This window comes from Paenibacillus sp. S33, assembly GCF_053615415.1.
Map to the genome: position 1 here is coordinate 4,132,307 of NZ_JBSIEZ010000001.1, position 16,072 is coordinate 4,148,378.

Annotated in this window: 13 protein-coding genes; 2 read left to right on the forward strand and 11 right to left on the reverse strand. The window is 46.3% G+C overall.

Going from position 1 to position 16,072, the window contains the following annotated elements; genetic code table 11:
- Positions 1–50: 50 nt before the first annotated feature.
- From ACWGXJ_RS18745 to ACWGXJ_RS18765, 5 genes are all read right to left on the reverse strand, one after another.
- On the reverse strand, positions 51–557 hold the full coding sequence (locus ACWGXJ_RS18745) for a type 1 glutamine amidotransferase domain-containing protein (RefSeq protein WP_103049309.1): 507 nt from the start codon (positions 555–557) through the stop codon (positions 51–53).
- 227 nt (positions 558–784) lie between these two features.
- A protein-coding gene (locus ACWGXJ_RS18750) for an IS1182 family transposase (RefSeq protein WP_452567247.1) occupies positions 785–2,145 on the reverse strand; the annotation gives its coding sequence in 2 pieces (ribosomal slippage) (positions 785–1,587 and positions 1,587–2,145; 1,362 coding nt in all).
- 215 nt (positions 2,146–2,360) lie between these two features.
- Positions 2,361–2,522 carry a hypothetical protein gene (locus tag ACWGXJ_RS18755; protein ID WP_165178728.1) on the reverse strand — a complete coding sequence of 54 codons (162 nt, stop codon included), beginning with the start codon at positions 2,520–2,522 and terminating at the stop codon, positions 2,361–2,363.
- Positions 2,523–2,640: 118 nt separating this feature from the next.
- Positions 2,641–3,087 carry a D-aminoacyl-tRNA deacylase gene (gene dtd, locus ACWGXJ_RS18760; protein WP_452567378.1) on the reverse strand — a complete coding sequence of 149 codons (447 nt, stop codon included), beginning with the start codon at positions 3,085–3,087 and terminating at the stop codon, positions 2,641–2,643.
- 137 nt (positions 3,088–3,224) lie between these two features.
- Complete coding sequence (locus ACWGXJ_RS18765) at positions 3,225–5,402, reverse strand: RelA/SpoT family protein (RefSeq protein WP_452567379.1); 2,178 nt, start codon at positions 5,400–5,402, stop codon at positions 3,225–3,227.
- Between the two features lie 268 nt (positions 5,403–5,670).
- Between ACWGXJ_RS18765 and uraA the strand changes: the two genes are divergently transcribed.
- Positions 5,671–6,981, forward strand: coding sequence for a uracil permease (gene uraA, locus ACWGXJ_RS18770; protein ID WP_061829372.1), 1,311 nt, complete (start codon positions 5,671–5,673; stop codon positions 6,979–6,981).
- 528 nt (positions 6,982–7,509) lie between these two features.
- Here uraA and ACWGXJ_RS18775 read toward each other — a convergent pair.
- The 6 genes from ACWGXJ_RS18775 to ACWGXJ_RS18800 all read right to left on the reverse strand — a co-directional run bounded on the left by ACWGXJ_RS18775 (position 7,510) and on the right by ACWGXJ_RS18800 (position 14,190).
- Positions 7,510–8,022, reverse strand: coding sequence for an adenine phosphoribosyltransferase (locus tag ACWGXJ_RS18775; protein WP_023989926.1), 513 nt, complete (start codon positions 8,020–8,022; stop codon positions 7,510–7,512).
- A 68-nt stretch (positions 8,023–8,090) separates the two neighbouring features.
- Positions 8,091–10,487, reverse strand: coding sequence for a single-stranded-DNA-specific exonuclease RecJ (recJ, locus tag ACWGXJ_RS18780; RefSeq protein WP_452567380.1), 2,397 nt, complete (start codon positions 10,485–10,487; stop codon positions 8,091–8,093).
- 33 nt (positions 10,488–10,520) lie between these two features.
- The gene (locus ACWGXJ_RS18785; protein ID WP_452567381.1) at positions 10,521–11,477 is read right to left on the reverse strand and encodes a cation diffusion facilitator family transporter; all 957 of its coding nucleotides are present in this window, start codon (positions 11,475–11,477) and stop codon (positions 10,521–10,523) included.
- Between the two features lie 201 nt (positions 11,478–11,678).
- Positions 11,679–12,596 carry a protein translocase subunit SecF gene (gene secF / locus ACWGXJ_RS18790; RefSeq protein ID WP_452567382.1) on the reverse strand — a complete coding sequence of 306 codons (918 nt, stop codon included), beginning with the start codon at positions 12,594–12,596 and terminating at the stop codon, positions 11,679–11,681.
- Positions 12,586–13,842, reverse strand: coding sequence for a protein translocase subunit SecD (gene secD, locus ACWGXJ_RS18795; RefSeq protein ID WP_069290197.1), 1,257 nt, complete (start codon positions 13,840–13,842; stop codon positions 12,586–12,588). The genes secF and secD overlap by 11 nt, the downstream gene beginning before the upstream one ends.
- A gap of 90 nt (positions 13,843–13,932) precedes the next feature.
- Entirely contained in the window at positions 13,933–14,190 is a 258-nt protein-coding gene (locus ACWGXJ_RS18800; protein ID WP_013311570.1) for a post-transcriptional regulator, read from the reverse strand.
- 307 nt (positions 14,191–14,497) lie between these two features.
- On the opposite strand from ACWGXJ_RS18800, the gene spoVB reads away from it, so the two are divergent.
- Entirely contained in the window at positions 14,498–16,072 is a 1,575-nt protein-coding gene (gene spoVB / locus ACWGXJ_RS18805; protein ID WP_452567383.1) for a stage V sporulation protein B, read from the forward strand.

Here is a 16,072-nt window from a genome sequence, read left to right on the forward strand (position 1 = left end):
TCGTTTGGGAATTGTACTGGCATTAATCTAAGGAAATATTCACGTTCAAATTACAACGCTTTTAATAACTCACGCACAAAGGCAGGCTCATCCTTAGGGGTCCGAGACGTAATAAAGTTACCGTCCACAACCGCCTCTCGATCCTCAAAATGAGCACCCGCATTAATCAAGTCATCTTTCAACGGAGGATAAGCAGTAATCGTCCGGCCTTGTAACAAATCGGCACTCGCCAAAATTTGTGGCCCGTGACAGATAGCGCCAATCGTTTTTTTGGCCTCGTTAATTTCAGTCACAAATTTCAGAACATGTGCATCCAATCGCAGATTTTCCGGGGAGGATCCGCCGGGAATAACAACTGCATCATAGTCACTTGATTTCACATCTGCAATGGCTTTTTCAATAGTGTAGCTTGCTTTACCTTGCTTACCGCTCACTTTCTCACCTTGCTTCAGCCCAACAATATCTGCCTCATGTCCAGCCTTTTTTAATTCATCATAAGGTACCTTCATTTCAGAATCTTCAAATTGGTCAGCTAATAAAAATGCAATTTTACTCATTAATGTTCAGATCTCCTTTCCGGTTATCCTCGAAACAAGTTAAAATTAAGTTTGTTTGTCTACCACGATTTGTTATTACCCGCTTGATCTGTTTTTATAACAATCGCAGCGGCGGAAAAGAAAAAGGAGCCTTTCGGCTCCTCAGATTGTCGAGAAACCCCGTCTTTTGAGACGTGGGTTTCTTTTTCTTTACATCATAAGGCTCTGGTCTCTGGAGAAATAGGGGGTTACCCCTGTTTCTCCAGGCGATCCAGGTGGATCGCCATCTTCTTCATGTTCTGCACGGCTGCCGTCATAAGGGCTTGTTCCCTGACGTTTGGTAGACCGCGCAAACGGCAATAGCGAAACCCATGGAGCTCTTTGGCATCCGCGAAGCTTCGCTCAATCGTCTCTTTTCGTTTGCGGTACAGCCGTTTCCCGGATGGGCTTAGCCGGTTGCTCCGTACCCACTCTTTGCTGTCTTCCCAGACATGCCGAGTCACCACTTTGCGGTGGTTTCGAGACTGGGTACACTGGTCTAGCAGTGGGCAATGCTGGCACTGAGCTGGGTCAGAGGCATACTGCCGGTATCCCTTACGGTCCGTCGTTCGGTAGGGCAGTTCCTGTTGGGCTGGGCATCTATACACATTGCGTTTGGCATCGTATTCAAACTTCCATTTCGGAAACAGCCCTTGTCTGGGATGGAATCTTCGGTGAGCAATCACGGCAAAAATCTTTCGGTTTTGCAAACCTCGGCAAATCGGCGTCGTTAAATAACCTGAATCTAGCGCAACAGCTTCTACTTGAAAACCAAAGCGTTCTCTTTGTCGATCCAAACGGGACAAATAGGGGACAGAATCATGTACATTCCCCGGCGTCACATGCACATCCGTAATCAGATTGTACTTCATATCCACTGTGCGGTGGTCCAGATAGAAGAAGCCTTCAGGCTTGCCATCACGGATCATATAGCCGCTGTCCGGGTCTGTTTTGCTCACTTTAATTTCTTTTTCTTCGTTCACTTCCTCTCGGGATTTCAAGGCTTTTTTTCGTGGTTTTTCCGGTCCTCCTTCACTGCTTCGTTAAGCTCGTCCATATAGTCTTTGGTATTCTGCAACACTTGTTCTTTGGTGTACTGGTGCCTGTTAGCATTGGCTTTGACGTGTGTGGAATCGGTAACGAGAACACGCCCACCCACCATTCGGTGAGAGATCGCCTGCAGCACAATTTCATCGAAGATATCTTGAAAGATCGTGGTGTCTTTAAAGCGAGTGCGACGATTCCAGCTAATCGTCGTATGGTCTGGAACTTTATCCGTTAAACCCAGCCCCAGGAACCAGCGATAAGCCAGGTTCGTCTGAATTTCACGCTCGAGTTGCCGTTCTGAGCGAATGCCATAGAAATAACCGAGAAAGATCATTTTAAACAACACGGTAGGATCAATGGCAGGACGCCCGTTGTCCGCACAATACAGCGGGCTTACCTTCTCATGAATAAAGGAGAAGTCTATATATGTATCCACTTTACGAAGCAGATGATCTTGTGGTACCAGTTCTTCCAGAGAAACCAATTCAAAAGATTGTTGTTTGTCTTGATGAGGTCGCAGCATATCAACACCGTCCGTTCTACAATAGTTACCTATATTATATAACATTAACGCGGTGTCGTCTTAAATAAAATGAACATAAAAAAAGCTGTCGAGACTTTCTCGACAGCCTGAGGAGCCTTTCGGCTCCTGCACTAATTCAATGCTACATATTTTATTTTTGGCCTCTTTGTGCTACTTTTGGGTAGCACCTCATTAATACTACATTTAACCCGATGTTACCTGCGTGGCAAGGCACCGCGTCCCGGCTTGTCGATGGCTGCTGCAACATGCTGTAATAACGTATCAGCATTACGAGTAAGGCTGATTGCCTCCTGCATGCTACCGGGAAAAAGCAGCACAGTGCTTCGAGGCCCGTCCATTTTTGGGGTTTGACGCATAGCTTCGTCTCTCCTGTCACCCTTAGGCTATCCGCCTGGTTAATCACCAATCGGGATGACATTATGGTCCCTCTGAACAGCTATTTTATTCTACTCAGACCACGCCGTGAATGTATAGTTACGAACGTTCGGTATCCAAAATCAGTGTCACTGGGCCCCAGTTCGTCAATGAAACATCCATCATAGCCCCAAAAATTCCCGTTTCGACCTTCAGGCCCTTGGCTCGAAGCTGACTGTTGAAGAAATCATACAGCTTTTCCGCTTCCTCAGGTTTGGCCGCCCCCATAAAGTTAGGCCTTCTTCCTTTACGGCAGTCACCATACAACGTAAATTGAGAGACAGACAAAATGGCTCCACCGACATCCAGAACGCTGTCATTCATTTTACCTTCAGCATCCTCAAATATACGTAATCCTGCTGTTTTATCCGCCAAATAAACGGCATCAGCTGCTGTATCTCCCTGACCAATACCAACCAACAGCATTAATCCGGTTCCAATCTTGCCGACCACCTTTTGATATACCGTTACCTGAGCGTCTTTACAGCGCTGAATAATGATCTTCATCGCCTATCCGATATCTCCTTTAACCTTCCCTTTTAAAAGGTGCTCACAGCCGTATTATGGCTCTTTTAGCAACCCATGGGTCTTTCTACCCAAGATGTGTTACAAAGGTTATAAACCTATCTGTACGCTTAATAAGGTTATTGCATAATCCGATGCACAGTGTATACATCCTTCACCCGTTTGATCCGTTCGACTACAGAATGCAAATGATCCGTGTTGCGAATGAGAATCGTGATGTGAATCATCGCCATTTTATTTTTATCTGTACGACCTGTAACGGCCGAGAAGCTGGTTTTGTTCTCAGAAATGGCCTGAAGCACTTCATTCAGCAAACCGTTGCGATCATGCCCCGTAATCTCAATATCGACACTGTAGTTGACTTCCGCTGCTTCTTCCCACTCTACTTCAATCACACGTGCCTGGTCTTCGCCCGTACCCGAAGGAATATTCGGGCAATCCGTCCGGTGAACGGATACGCCGCGTCCACGTGTTACATAGCCAATGATGTCATCTCCCGGTACGGGATTACAACATCGTGCAAAACGAACGAGTAAATTATCGACGCCTCTGACGCTGACACCGTTGGTCGGTGTTTTTTTCCGTTCGCCCTGCGGCTTGTACTCCTTGACCTCGGTCGTCAGTTCGATCAACCGTGCCTCTTCTTGTTCCTTACGCAGCTTCTCTGTCAAACGTGTACAGACCTGCGCTGCGGTTATACCACCAAAGCCAATCGCAGACAGCATATCTTCGGAATCGTTAAAAGAGAACTTCTGTGCCACTTCCTGAAGCTTGTCGTCGCTCATCCACACCGATGGCTCGATATCACGTTTTCTCAGTTCACGTTCCAGACTTTCGCGGCCTTTTTCAACATTCTCCTCACGCTTTTCTTTCTTGAACCATTGTTTGATTTTACTGCGCGCGTGAGAGGACTGAGCAATTTTGAGCCAGTCCTGACTAGGTCCATAAGAATGCTTGGACGTCATAATTTCGACAATATCACCGGTTTTAAGCCGATAATCCAAAGGTACGATTCTTCCATTTACCTTAGAGCCAATCGTTCGATTGCCAACTTCGGTATGAATACGGAAAGCAAAGTCCAGCGGAACGGATCCGGCCGGCAACTCAATGACCTCTCCCTTAGGAGTAAACACAAACACAAGGTCTGAGAAAAAGTCCATTTTGAGCGATTCCACAAATTCCGACGCATCCTTCGCTTCATTTTGCAGCTCCAGAATTTCTCGAAAAAAGGTGATTTTATCCTCAAAGTTAGTGTTGTTTGCTCCGTTGCCTTCTTTATAGGCCCAATGGGCCGCAATCCCGAATTCAGCGGTACGGTGCATATCCACTGTGCGAATTTGTACCTCGGTAGGCTCCCCGTTGGGACCTACTACTGTCGTATGAAGGGACTGATACATATTGGCCTTAGGCATAGCGATATAATCTTTAAACCGCCCCGGCATCGGCTTCCACAACGTATGGATAATCCCCAGTGTGGCGTAACAGTCTTTAATGTTATCCACAATAATTCGAATCGCCAGCAAATCATATATTTCATTGAATTGCTTGTTCTTCGTCGTCATTTTTTTAAACACACTGTAAATATGTTTAGGGCGTCCGGACAGATCAGCCTGAATACCCATCTCTTCCAGCTTTTCTCTGATACGCTGTATGACATTATCAATAAACTGCTCCCGCTCTGCCCGCTTTTTATGCATCAAATTGGCGATGCGATAATACTGCTGGGGATTCAGATAGCGTAAAGCAATATCTTCCATTTCCCATTTAATGGCTGAAATACCCAGTCGGTTTGCAACCGGACAGAAAATCTCTAACGTTTCATAAGCAATCCGACGCTGGCTTTCCTCTGACTGATATTTCAAAGTACGCATGTTATGCAGACGATCTGCTAACTTAATGACGATGACACGAATGTCCTGCGCCATAGCAATAAACATTTTTCGATAATTTTCGTTCTGTTGTTCTTCCTTGGAACGGAACTGAATACGCTCCAGCTTCGTCAGACCATCGACAAGCATCGCACATGTATCGCCAAAATGCTCGCGAATCTGCGCCAAAGACACCGTTGTATCCTCCACAACGTCATGTAAAAGAGCGGCGATAATGGAGATGGTATCCATCTGCATATTAACGACGATATCAGCAACCGCAAGCGGATGCAGAATATAAGGTTCACCGGACTTACGAGTCTGGCCGGAATGGGCCTGCTCGGCAAAATCATAGGCGTCCCTGATGCGGATAAGATCTGCTTCTCTGGTATAGGTCCCGGCCTTTTTAAGTAATTGCTCTATCCCCATTCTGCTCTATTCCGTGTCCTTTCTATGCAAAATGGAACCCGCCGATCAATGTCGCGCAAAGGTTCCCTTTTAAAAGTGATTTCCTACAATTATGACGGTTAGCACGTCACACGTCAACTATTACAGGTTTGGCATTGTCGCATTATTCTGTCACACATGGTAAGTAAAATCAGGATTGTTGACGAAATGAAACGAATTATATTGAAAAAATTACGAAAAGTAATTAATGTATATAAGAATAATTGAAAGAACTAAGGAGTGAACTGCGTTGCAACGCGAAATTCAAGTTAATGAAAAGCTACCGGCAGGACCTGGGTTCCTGCTCAGCGTACAGCATTTGTTTGCCATGTTTGGCAGCACTGTGCTGGTGCCGAATATTTTCGGCGTCGATCCCGGCATGATTTTGCTAATGAACGGTATTGGCACATTGTTGTACATATGGATCTGCCGCGGCAAAATTCCCGCCTATCTCGGCTCCAGCTTCGCTTTTATCGCTCCCGTCAGTCTTGTGCTTAAAAACAATCCCGGCGGCAACGGCTATGCTATGGCCCTCGGTGCTTTCATCGTTACAGGTATTATTTTCTGCCTCGTCGCACTGGTGATCAAATATGCCGGAACCCGTTGGCTGGACGTCGTTTTTCCTCCAGCTGTTATGGGCTCCATCGTAGCCTTAATCGGTCTGGAACTAGTTCCGGTTGCAGCAGGTATGGCAGGCATTATCAATGCCGATCCTACTAAGGCCTGGACTCCAGATCCCAAAACGATTACTCTTTCGCTCGTTACACTCGGGGTCACTGTTCTAGGTGCGGTATTGTTTCGCGGGTTTGCCAAAATCATTCATATTCTGATTGGTATCGTAGTGGGCTATGTACTTGCTTATTTTATGGGCATGGTCAATACACAAGCCATTGCAGACGCTCCTTTTTTCGGACATCCTGCAATTACCACTCCCGTTTTTAATACCTCTGCTATGCTGACGATTCTTCCTGTTGCTCTGGTCGTCATCGTAGAGCATATTGGTCACTTGCTTGTGACTAGCAACATTGTCGGGCGCGAACTGTCCAAAGATCCTGGTCTCCATCGCTCTCTGCTAGGTAACGGTATTTCCACCGTCATTTCCGGTTTTGTGGGTTCTACACCTAATACGACTTATGGTGAAAATATTGGTGTCATGGCATTAACTAAAGTGTACTCTGTATGGGTCATTGGCGGAGCGGCTGTCATTGCCATCCTATTGTCCTTCTCAGGCACGTTCTCAGCGATTGTTTCTAATATTCCAGCTCCAGTTATGGGTGGCGTATCCTTACTATTATTCGGTGTCATCGCTGCCTCCGGTCTAAGAATCTTCGTTGAGCAAAAGGTTGATTTCGCCAAGCCAACCAACATGCTGCTTGCGACCATCGTGCTTGTTGTCGGAATCAGCGGTACTACGCTCACTTGGGGCGCTGTAACCTTGAAAGGTATGGCATTGGCTACAATCATTGGCATCATCCTCAGCTTGTTCTTTAAGCTGATTGACGTGCTCGGCTGGTCCAACGATAAATCGCAGGAACCTTTAACCGAGAAAACACCAGATTGATGTCTTTTTTTCAACTTTAAAACGCCGCTCCATGTTAGTTATGGGTCAACACGCTCAGACTGTATAGACAAGCGTGTAAAGATCCATATCTCATGGAGCGGCGTTTTTTATGCACGGCCTTTTTTTAATAGATAATCCTTCATCCTTCTCCAGAGCGCCCCCTTCATGTTAGTTGCAATATCCGCTTTAACCCTCGATATGCAACGAGCAGCATTTTTGACTTATTTCCTTATCTAGCTTCTGCTTAGCAAAAAAATAAGGACAAAAAACTGATTGAAATCAGCATGACCTCTATGCTCCTTATGGCCACCTCTACTCTTTTTCTTCATCGACAATTTTTTAAAAAAATTATTAAATATCTCCAACAAAGTGGCTGGTGGTTTGAACCAATTAAACAAAGCCCAAACTTAAAACACTGCTAAACAAAATAGTCCGATGGAGCAACTCTTTAGATAAAGAGATGTTCCATCGGACTATTTAGGCGATCCGTTCATAATTATTTCCCGGGAAACCCAGGTTTCGAAATACTTAATACGTAATCAGAGTGAATACATCTACATCAGGCAGTTTCGCCCGACCGTTTAGATCAGACAGCTCGATAAGAAAAGCAGCCCCTGCCACATTGCCACCAAGCTGGCGTACCAAGTTCACGGATGTAGCAATGGTTCCACCTGTAGCAAGCAGGTCATCAGCAATCAGAACATTTTGGCCTGGCTCTATAGCATCCTTATGCATCGCCAGTGTATCTTTACCATACTCCAAACCGTATGCTTCCTCAATGGTTTCCCCAGGGAGCTTGCCACTTTTACGGATGGGGATAAAACCAACACCAAGAGCATAAGCCAAAGGAGCACCAACAACGAACCCACGTGCTTCTGGCCCTGCAATCAAATCAATTTTCAAATCCGATACCAGTTCCTTCATATCGTTGATAGCCTTGCGGTACAGTTCACCATTTTTCATCAGGGTCGTAATGTCCTTAAAACTAATCCCTGGTTGTGGAAAATCGGAAATCACCCGAATATATTCTTTGTAGTCCAACTTAGTTCCTCCTACTGTAACTTCAAATTAGTATATACATTTTACAACATAAATTGCGAAATAGTACCTCAAGACGCACCCTTCATAAGCGACATAATCCAGCTCGTCATCTGGGTAGTGTCCGCATCCAGCAAATACTTCTCCATTTCAGCCATATTATACAATTCCTGATAGCGTGGAGAAGCGGTTAAATCCCGCTTAGGCGGATTGGATACAAAACGGAATTGACCATCTGTACGCGTCATAAACTCAAGCTCTTCGAAGATGTCCAATACTTTGGATAACATGCGTACTGAACAGGAACACTGTCGGCTAAGAGCAGGCAGCATTGCTTTTTCATCAATAGGCTGTGTCCCCATTCGAGAAAGCACAACGTAAATACGCTTGAACAGCTCTCTGTCAGGGCTTACGAGTCGACCGCCACGCTCACTGACCGAATGAAGGAGAAATACGTTCTCTACATTCTCAAAGGTAGACCATAAAGCCTGAAACTGATCCGGTGTATCCGGCGGCTCTAGTACGAACAGCGACTTTACAGAGTGCTGTGCATCTCTTTGACCATCACTGGGAATAACGCTGCCATCTTTATCGTATAACCATAAGGATTCAGCGTCCACGGAGCTCGATGGACGAAGCCTGGATGACGGATGAATCAACACCGCAACGTCTTTCTTTCTTTCCTCAATACGTGGATGAAAGATCTTCAGTCCCCGCTCTAATTCGGCAAAAGGGTCCGACACTCCACGATAATCAAAAATTTGTGGCGCCTGCACTCGAATGTCCTGCATCATTAGCTGAAGAGACCGTCTACCGTTCCATTCGTTAATTGACAATTCACCCAGCAGATCTATCTCCGTTTGTTGCTGTAAAAAATCAGCCAAATCGCCACGACGGAAGGCAATCGCGTCCAGCGATATACCGTTCTGCTCCAGCAGGAGCTTCACATGATTTTTCTCACGTCCCATTTTACGAGCCTCGCGCAATTGCAGACCCTGTAATACGAATCGTGGAGAAGGATTCCCCATACCAAAAGGCTGAAGCAATTCCAGTTCTTCAACCACTTGCAAAGATACCTCGTCCAAACGACAGACCATATCAGCTTCAGCTACAGGAATGAGATCTTCTGGTGTCAGAATGGAACCCGCATAGCGGTTCAGCTGCTCTTCAAACAACTTCAGATTGTCACGGGAAAGCGTCATACCCGCAGCCGAAGGATGACCACCAAAATGCTCCATAAGCTCATGGGCGTCCGTAAGAGCACTGTAAATATCCAATGCAGGAATAGACCGGGCAGAACCTTTGCACGTGCCTGTCTCAGCATCTATACCAAGAATAATGGTCGGTCGATAATAGCGATCCAATAGCTTGGATGCCACAATTCCGACAACGCCGACATTCCAGCCTTCACCAGCCAACACAATAACTGACGGTAGCTTGCCTCCATTCAGTTTGGATGCTAATTGTTGCTCGGCTTGCTCCACAATACGTTCGACCACCTGTTGACGCTCACGATTGAGCAGGTCCAGCGCATGCGCAAGTTGGTCTGCTTCTTCCTCTTTTTCTGTCGTCAGCAGAGAAACTGCTCGTCCCGCATGATCCAGGCGCCCGCTGGCATTAATCCGCGGAGCCAATGCAAATGCGATGTTGACTGAAGTCACTGTAGATATATCCACGCCCGCTACATGGAGCAACGCACGGATACCCGGAAATGCAGAGTTTCTCATGGATTGAATCCCTCTGCGTACCAACGTCCGATTTTCACCATGTAGTGGCATCAGATCGGCTACCGTGCCGATAGCAGCGATTTCAAACCATTCCTCTGGCACCTCACCCAACAGCGCCTGAGCGAGCTTCAGGGCAACACCAACACCTGCAAGACCTTTAAATGGGTATGGGCAACCGGGTAGCTTTGGATTAATCAAAGTATATGCCTCGGGAAGTACAGCAGGCGGCTCATGATGATCCGTCACAATAACATCTATCCCCAAGGAAGTTGCATAAGCAATTTGCTCGACTGCACTAATTCCCGTATCTACCGTAATGACCAGCGTAACTCCCTGCTGATGAGCCCAATCAAGGGCATGGTTATGCAGACCATATCCCTCATTAGAACGATGGGGAATATAAATATCATAAGAAGCCTTGAGAAAACGCATGAGCTGAATCATCAATGATGTACTGGACACGCCGTCCGCATCATAATCGCCATAGATTAATATATGCTCACCACGTTCCAGAGCCTGGCGAATTCTCGGTACGGCCTCTTTCATACCAAGAAGCAAAAAAGGGTCGTGTACATCGTCCACACTTCCGTACAAAAAGCGGTTTGCTTCCCCGGCGGTAGTGACGCCCCGGTTCACTAAAAGCCGGGACAACAATGGTGAAATCCCCAGCTCTTCTGTCAACAGCTGAGCCGCTTCCAGGTTAGCCTCTGGGGTCTTCCATCTGTACTGCGAATGAAGCAATCCTGTTCACCTTTCTTTCATAGTCGTCCTACTCTATTGAAGCAACGACGACACATCATTATCTGGCAGTTCATGATTGGATTTGTAAGGATACCCGGCTTGATAAGAAATGAACTGCATTTGTACATGGGTCACCTGTGGAAAACGGGCTAACAGTAGATTTTTGGCTCGATCGGCGATTTCCTGCGCTTCCTGTACCGTAATCCGCGGGTTCACACTTATCGTTACATCCACTGTTATGAAATGGCCTGTTTCCTGGGCATGTAAGTGCTCAACCGTTACAATACCATACACCCGTTGAATCGTCTCCATAAAGCGTCGGGAGTCTTCCTCCTGCAAGGGCTGTGCAGGAACCTGGTAAGCGGTATTCATTACCATCAAATATCCTTTGCGCAGCACCAGACAGGCTACCAGCAAAGCTGCGGTTGGATCAAGATATAATAATGCAGGCCATTCCATTGCTTCGCCAGTCATTGCACCGATCATGCCGATCAATGCAATCAACGATGCATACAGCGAGTAACGTTCATGGTTAGCGTACCGATCTGCTTCCGCTTTATGACCATGTTTAATCGAATAGCGATATTGAAACTGAAATAACGCCTCTCTCAACACCAACGCAATAAATACGGTAATTAATGCATACAGACCGGGAGCCTGCGGTTCCGAACTGCTTAATGAACGAACCGCCGAGATAGCTAGCTGAAGACCACTCATCAGCACTAAAATAGCCAGCACTACAGATATGACCGTCCTAACTTTTTCACCGTTCCGCAACCGTGCCAGCATTCCGTGCCCTGTAGCACCCTTGGAAAACAGAAGCTCCTGCAAACGGGAAGCACTATCCGCAACCGTGTGCAGTGCATCCCCCAACAACGCCTTGCTGTTTGCCGCATAACCGACGGTTCCCTTTAGAACAGCCAGCGCGAGATTACCTACAATCCCGCTCAACGCCGCAGTTTCCAATGATCGGCTGCGTTCGCTATTCACAACGTTTCCCCCTCAATCCTGAACTAACCCTTTCCCAAAAAAGCTCCATTCTAAAATAACCGAATTTCTCAAAACAAAAAACCATTCACATTTAAGTGTCCACTATTGTGCCTTACTCAAGGTAAATCTCAAAACCTTAGAAAACCGCGCCCAAGCAGACGCGGCTTTCTCTTTAATTTATACTACTGGTATTTGCGTAACTTAAGACTTTGCAGTTTTGACCGGGCCCCCGCCAGCTGTCGGAGATTTTTGTTTTCCTTTCAAAGCCACCCACAGCGGACTGGCAATGAAAATGGAGGAATAAGCACCAAACAACAAACCAATAACCATCGCAAGTGAGAACATACGGATCGATTCGCCGCCAAATATGAACAAACATAAGGAGGCAATAAATACCGTAAACACGGTTGCAAGTGAACGAGTCATTGTCTGCGCAATACTGTGATCAACTACCTGCTCTAAGTCGTCCCTAGACTTCTTCTTCGCAAATCGTAGATTTTCCCGTATACGGTCAAAAATAACGACAGTGTCATTAATGGAGAAACCGACAATCGTCAGAATTGCCGTAATAAAGGTCAAATCCACCTCAAGACGGAAAATCGAGAAAATACTGATGACGAGGAAGGCATCATGCAACAACGAAACAATTGCTGCAACGGCAAACCGCCATTCAAAACGGATTGAGATATAAATAGCGATAGCCACAGAAGCCAATAAAATCGCCCATAACGCATTTCGTTCTAGTTCTTGCGCCATTTCCGTATCCACTGTATTGACCTCAAAGGAGGCCTTCGGATCCAGCTCTTTATTAAAAGAAGTCTTAAAGTTATTCACTTGCTGATCCGTCAAAACCTGCGAGAAGCGAATACCGAAGCGTTCTTTACCCTGCGTATAATCGACCTCTTTGCCGATCCCCTGCTTGTTCAGCAAAGTCTGGATCTGTTCCTGTGTAACGACTTTAGTCAAATTGACATCCACATTCGAACCGGAACGGAAATCCACCCCGTAATTCAGACCAAATATCGATAAGCTCAGAATACCAAGCAGTGTGATAATAATCGAGAACGTGTAAAACCACTTGCTCATCTTAATATATTTCAAGTTCCAATTAAAGCGCACTGATATCACTCTCCTTCACACCAAAATACTTGGCCTTCTTCACAACATCCGCTTTAACCAGCAGATTGAGTAAGAAGCGGGAGAAGAAGATATTCGTCAAAATACTGGTGACAATATCAACGATGAGCACCAGAGCGAATCCTCGAACGGAGCCTGTTCCCAGACCAAACATAACCGCTGCCGCTATAATAGTCGTAACATTGGCATCCATAACGGTACGGAACGAAGCCTTACTACCTGCAATGACAGAAGAACGAATCGTTTTGCCTGACTTGATTTCTTCTTTAATCCGTTCATACGTAATGATATTGGCATCGACCGCCATCCCGATCCCGAGCACAAAGGCGGCGATACCTGGGAGTGTGAGTACGAATCCACCCAAGTAGAAAATCGCAAGCACTACCCAGGTATGAACGATAAGACAGAAACTGGCGACTAATCCCGGTACACGGAACATCGCAATCATAAATACCAGAATAATGATCGAGCCGATCAATCCAGCACGAATCGTCTGATCCAGTGACAATTGACCCAGCGTAGCACCTACACTCTGAGAATATTTTTCCGTCAGTTTGAGCGGAAGGGCACCCAGATTAATCGTATCCGCCAGTTTATTCGCTTCATCACGAGTGTAGCTACCTGTGATTGACGCGCTACCGTCCGTTAATTCCCCACGTACTGTAGGTGCAGACAGCAATTCCTGATCGAGGAAAATAGCCAATTCTTTATTCAGAAGTCGCTTTGTGATTTCTGCAAATTTAGCTTTGTCCTTCACTTTGATACTAATCTCAGGTTGGTTCAGCTGGTCATAGCCGACAACAGCGCCATTCTCCACAAAATCATTACCGCGGAGCTCAATTTTGCTGTATTGGCCTGGCTTTTTAGCATCCGCTGCCGTTGCACTGCGGAAGGTCAACTCGGCAGGCTTTTTCAGCATAGAGCGCACTTCTGCTTCATTAGAGACACCAGCAAGCCGCACACGAATACGGTTGGTACCCTCTGTTGTTACTTCCGGCTCAGTTGTACCAAGCGCGTTTATCCGTCTCTCCAGACTTTGAGCTGTTTGTATAAGAGACTGGCTGGTTACACTCTGCCCGGCTTCCAAAGGCTGGGCTTCATATAAAATTTCAAAGCCTCCCTTTAAATCGAGGCCTAATTTTAAACTGTTCAGTAGGCCCGGGCTTGTCCCGATCATAACACCAGTAGTTATGAGCACGACCACGATGAAACTTAGAATTCTCTTCATTCCGTCCCATGTTCCCCTTTCATTCTCAATATTCCTATTATAGCTACCCCTCAAAAAGCAGTCAATTTGAACGCAAAAAAAGACCCCCTTCTATTCGAAAGTGGAGCCCCGTAATGCGGACATCGTCAAATAGTTCATAAAGCTCGTCGCTTTAAGGGAAAGTATATCATTAACGAGCTTGTGCAGCGGAGGAATACCCTCCTTTTCATATTTATGGCTGACGCAATTCCACACGTCCTTACTTGTGACATGCTCATAGCCTACGAGAATCAACTCGTCCGCCTTACTTTGACAGAGCATCTCAATTGCGTCATCCCAATCCTGCTCATCCAGCTCTTCCATACCCACGATGGCCGTTCCTCCTCCCAGCGACTACCGGTTCCGCAGATCAGCAATTAGCGGGGTTATTGACTGCTTTGTAGAACATTTCTGTTCTGATCCTGGAAAACCCTTCTTTTCGTTGAAAATAGCCTTAAATCAACAATATATGCATTCATTTCGCTCGTCAATAGCAGAATTCACCACTCGCCCTCTTGTTGTCTAAATCACTTTGTTTCTGAACGGAAAAGCTTGTCATGAACATGGACAGGTCCAGCATATCTTCTAAAGTAATGCATAGACGCAGAATTACATTTTGGGGAAGAGGGAGTTGCGATTGAAAAAGCAGACTTTCATCCATGGAGCAATCATTTTATTGGCAGCGGGAGTTATTAACCGGATACTTGGTTTTATTCCCCGAATCGCACTCCCGCGTATCATCGGCCCCGAAGGAGTTGGCTTATACCAACAGGGGTATCCCTTTTTTATCGTTCTGGTGACGCTTATTACAGGGGGGATCCCTCTTGCGGTAGCCAAGCTTGTAGCCGAAGCTGAAACGGCTGGACAGCCCGAAATGTCGCGGCGTATTTTGCACACCAGCCTGCGCTTCACCATTACACTCAGTCTGATCGCCATGGTGCTCTGTCTTGTGTTCGCGCCTTGGATCACAAGCCATCTCCTGACCGACAGTCGCGTGTATTATACATTTGTGAGCATGAGCCCAATGATTGTCATTGTAGCTGTTTCTTCAGCTTATAGGGGCTATTTTCAGGGAAAGCAAAATATGATCCCTTCCGCCAGCTCCTCCATTGCGGAGACCGTTATACGCATTTTTTGCGTCATTTGGTTTGCTTACTTGTTACTTCCCCATGGGGTAGACTACGCTGCTGCAGGTGCCATGCTCGGTGCTCTGGCGGGCGAATTCATTGGCATGATTGTACTGCTATGGCAATACGTGTGTAACCAGCGAAAAGATCGCATCCTTCAGCCAAAGTCGCCTGTCCCCTCCTCTGAAGTTCATCCCGAGCAATCATCCGTTTTGTCACGTCTTATGTCTATATCCGTTCCCGTTACTGCTGGAAGGCTTGTCGGTTCCTTATCCTATTTGCTCGAATCTATCTTGTGCATGCGCAGCCTTGCCGTAGCAGGCATCGCAACTGGCGTGGCAACCGCACAATATGGAGCCATGCAGGGCATGGTCATTCCTGTGTTATTACTACCTGGGGTTCTAACCAGTTCGCTAGCAGTTTCACTCGTTCCTTCGTTATCCGAAGCAGCAGCTAAGGGGCATATTACAGCCATTCACAAACGTCTACATCAATCGCTTCGGCTTGCTTTGGTTGCAGGAGCCCCATTTGCCGTTATCATGTATGTATTGGCAGAACCTCTGTGTCTGCTACTCTACAATAATGGCGATATTTCAGGCATGCTTAAGCTCATGGCACCTTTTGCTCTTTTTATGTACATTCAGGCCCCGCTTCAGGCAGCACTTCAGGCATTAGACCGTCCTGGAAGTGCCTTATTAAATACCTTTATCGGAGCCGTTATCAAAATTGTACTGATCGTCTGGCTTGCTTCCCAACCTCAGTATGGTATCTATGGAGCTGTCATCGCCATTTGTATTAACAGTGCCATTGTTACTCTCCTTCACGGATTCAGTGTCAGCAGACTGCTTCGCTTCCGCGTACGTTTGCTCGATTTCTGGAAGACCGGGATAGGCATGATCATCATGGCAGCAGCAGTATTATATACCTACAGACATCTAACGATGTTCAACCAAATGTGGCTTCAGTTTATTTTTGCCGCAGGATTGGGAATTATACTGTACCTTTTCCTAATGACCTTGATCAAAATGATTGATTGGGACAACCTTACACGCATTCCAATCCTGAGAAGATGGTTTAAAGCATAA

Coding starts and splice junctions, on each gene's coding strand:
- secD (WP_069290197.1), bottom strand. CDS start 13,842: ATGAAGAGAATTCTAAGTTTCATCGTGGTCGTGCTCATAACTACTGGT.
- ACWGXJ_RS18765 (WP_452567379.1), bottom strand. CDS start 5,402: ATGGGGATAGAGCAATTACTTAAAAAGGCCGGGACCTATACCAGAGAA.
- dtd (WP_452567378.1), bottom strand. CDS start 3,087: ATGAAGATCATTATTCAGCGCTGTAAAGACGCTCAGGTAACGGTATAT.
- ACWGXJ_RS18755 (WP_165178728.1), bottom strand. CDS start 2,522: ATGCGTCAAACCCCAAAAATGGACGGGCCTCGAAGCACTGTGCTGCTT.
- ACWGXJ_RS18745 (WP_103049309.1), bottom strand. CDS start 557: ATGAGTAAAATTGCATTTTTATTAGCTGACCAATTTGAAGATTCTGAA.